Source organism: Ruegeria sp. BHSB058, assembly GCF_059613285.1.
In genome coordinates, this window is the sequence record NZ_JBXWSF010000161.1 from 1 (window position 1) to 2,958 (window position 2,958).

Annotated in this window: 1 protein-coding gene and 1 pseudogene; both read right to left on the bottom strand. The window is 53.8% G+C overall.

Annotated elements, in window-relative coordinates; translation table 11 throughout:
* Nucleotides 1–1,631, bottom strand: a 1,631-nt coding sequence (locus AC2FNB_RS20875) for a type I secretion system permease/ATPase (protein WP_496748656.1), incomplete at its 3' end; no start/stop codon positions are given.
* A 42-nt stretch (nt 1,632–1,673) separates the two neighbouring features.
* Nucleotides 1,674–2,958 (bottom strand): annotated as a pseudogene (locus AC2FNB_RS20880) (type I secretion protein); the annotation flags it as partial.

The window sequence follows — 2,958 nt, forward strand, 5'->3', positions numbered from 1 at the left end:
ATACGACCGATGTTGTCTTTTATCGTTCCCGGGAACAGCTGAACGTCTTGCGGCAGATACCCGATGCTTTCGCCGAACTGGCGCGGGTCCCAGTTTCGGATGTCCATCAGGTCTAATCTAACACTGCCAGATGTTGGCAAAATCGACCCAACCAATGTTTTGCCCAATGTCGTTTTCCCAGCGCCTGAATTGCCAATTATCGCCAATGTCTCGCCTGGATTCAGCGAAAAGGTTATTCCGTTCAACACGACGTGTTTGGTCCCACCCGGGACATAGAGCAAACGTTCAACGTCCAGCTTACCCTCAGGGCGCGGCAGGCGCAGTTTCTCGTATTGCAGCGCCGAGTTTGCCAAGAGTGTGCGAACGCGGTCGAAGGCGCCTCGAGTCAACAAGAATGAATTCCAACCTTCTATGGAGCCCTCGATCGGGGCGAAGGCGCGACCGGCGATAATTGATGCGGCTATCACCATGCCGCCGGTAATCTCGCCATTCAGGGCCAGAAAGGCGCCCCATCCCAGAATCGCGATCTGGGTCAGCAAGCGCACCGCTCGCGAGATCGCGGCGAAGATGACATTCCTGTCCTGCGCGCGAACTTGCCATGTAAGCGATGTCGCCGTATCCCGGCCCCAGATACGAACCGCCTCGGGGATCATGGCGAGCGCATTGATGATCTGGCTGTTTCGGGACATCGAATCGAGGTGCTGGTTGGCCATCGACTGCGCTCTGTTCGCCTCGGCAAAGGGCTTCGCGGTCAATTTCTGGTTGATGAATGCAATAGCCATCAACAGAAGAGCCGTGACGATGACAATCATCCCCAGATCGGGGTGAACAAGAAAGATCATAAGCAAGAAGAATGGCGCGAAAGGCACGTCAAGAAATGCTAAGAGCGTACCCGATACCAGAAAGCCGCGTACCTGCTGTAAATCGCCCAGGGTCTGATATTCACGGCCTGTACCGTGCAACGAAGCATGGGCCGCAGCACTTAGAGTTGGCGCGCCGAGTCGAGCTGCAACTTCTACTGCTGTCCGCATTAGCATGAAGCGGCGCACGGCATCAAAAGCTGCTTGAAAAATCACGGCACCGGCGACGATCACCGTCAACATGATCAACGTGTCAAGAGAGCGGCTGGTCAGAACCCGGTCACTGATTTGGAAAAGGTAGATTGGAATGGCCAGGATCAACAAGTTGGTCGCAAGGGTCAGAACCATGACAAATGCCAGGTTGCGCTGAATGGCGCGCAGCGATGTGCGAAGTATCTTTTGATAGTTATCTGGAGGGGTCCGCCGATGAAAAGGCCCCGGAGGAGAAGCCCCATTGCCACCATCCCCACCACGCGCGAGCAGCGGTTCGTTTGCCTTGGCCTCCAAAGTGGTGCCCAAGGAATCTGGTCGAGGTTTTGTCGGCTGGGTTGACCCCTGAGGATTACCTTTGCTCTCCTTTTCCTCTGGTGCGTTTGTTTCACGTGCCGAGGTACGCGCTCGGGGTCGCATTGTCTCGGCCAGCGGCACACGCATCTCGGGCGACAGCCTTAAAGTTTTTTCGCCGTTCCCACGCATTCGATCGGCGCCTCTGAGGGTGCCGTCGGGGTTGAAGAACAGATCATTGCGCCATGGTGGAAACTTTGTCGACATACTCAAACTGTCCCGAAAAACCAAAACTCATGAACTTGCTCACTAGGCGAGCATGCTGTGCATTCCGTCCGCGTTGCTTGCATCGTGATCCATGTCGCTCTGTTTGCCACGACCAAGGCCTCCAAGCTCCGGGGCCTTCACAAAGTCGTCGTCCATCAGGAACGCAACGGCTTCGTTCACCAGTTCCGAAATTTCTTCGGTGTTCGAAGTATCCGGTGCTTCGACAAAACTTGCCTGATGCAAAAGCAGATCGGAATAGGCGTCGTCACCCGACATCACGACGGAATCGACACCGTGCTTGGCGATATTTGCGGCATTAAGCATGGCGTTACTGCTGGCGACCAGTTCGATCGCGTCTGCAGATTTGCCTTTGACGACTAGATCGTCCTGGTCGGCAAGTTTGTTCACCTGCTTTACGATGTTGACCTGTTTCAGGCTGCCATCGATCTTCAACACACGCATCTGTTCCATACCTGCGAAATGCGGATCGCTGGTGAGCGCCTGTTCCAACGCAGCAGTGCTGCCAGCGTCATCCACGGGAAGCACTTCGGCAAGTGGTGTCGGTAATTCTTCGTATGTGTCCTTGCCGATTGTAGTGACCTTGGCCTGGTTCATCACGAGATTGTTGTCGGTATGTTCCTCACTAGCTGTGGTCGTGCCGTCAACCAGACCAACGCCAATTCCCAATGATATCAGATCGTCATCTATGAGAACTTGTGTTTGCGCAACAACATCGACAGATATGAGGTCCTCCCCAACCAAGATCAGGTCATAGTGCTGACCCAGTTGCAGAATATCATTGCTGTTGGTCAAAATGTTGTCGCCTAGAGCATAATAGGTCGAGAACCCTGCTATTTCGGTTTCGATACTGTCGATATCCGTTGTGACGATGTCTTGTTGAATGACATTGGTGATCGTCAGATCGCCCTTGATCTGGTCGATATGTACATTCTGCGGCGGTCCGCCCGACCCTTTTTCGTTGTCGAGCCATGCAGCCGTGTTGGGCTTGATTTCGATTTCTGCCGTATTGAAAATGGACGTGTTTGATTTAATGCCTTCAGTGTCAGTCATATCCAGATCTGACACCACCGCGACCTGGCTAATATAGATCAGATTGATCGCCAAACCGCCTACGGCGATATAAGGGGCATCCAACCAGGCGATATTCGCGTTTGCCTCATTTATTGAAAGATTTCCGCCCGTAACGATCGTGTGCCCTTCGAAGCTCCCTTCGCTATCAGATGAGGCCCATTCTCGCGGCAACGCGCTGATGTCGCTTTCTTCAGAACCCACATCCCGCGCCTTGTGATAGACGGGGAGCAACTCA